This is a genomic window from Lysinibacillus sp. GbtcB16 (assembly GCF_019091145.1).
GTDB lineage: Bacteria > Bacillota > Bacilli > Bacillales_A > Planococcaceae > Lysinibacillus > Lysinibacillus fusiformis.
Genome location: NZ_JAGXJV010000278.1, coordinates 1 through 284 on the forward strand (window position 1 = coordinate 1; position 284 = coordinate 284).

The 284-nt window shown below is 40.8% G+C and carries 1 protein-coding gene; it reads left to right on the forward strand.

Features of this window, described 5'->3' with window-relative positions:
- Positions 1-158: 158 nt before the first annotated feature.
- The coding region (locus tag KVT27_RS24260; RefSeq protein ID WP_217582141.1) for a phage holin family protein at positions 159-284 on the forward strand (126 nt) is incomplete at its 3' end.

Genomic DNA, 284 nt, shown 5'->3' on the forward strand with positions numbered 1-284 from the left:
CTACCATAAACTCTTATACAATTGTATACACTAAGTTGTGCACCTATTCCTTCTGCCAAAGGAACCGCAATACGTCAAACACACCAAGCATTGTTCAACAAAATCATCATTTCTAGTCATGAGAGAAAAATCTCATGACAGAAAAGGGAGGTTCTCGAATGCATCTTCTGGGACATCTGGTCAGGTTTATTGTATCTGCTTTGGTATTAATGTTTGTCAGCTGGTTGGTACCCGGGTTTCAAGTCGGTGGATTCTGGAGTGCGTTTTTCCTTGCATTGGTCATT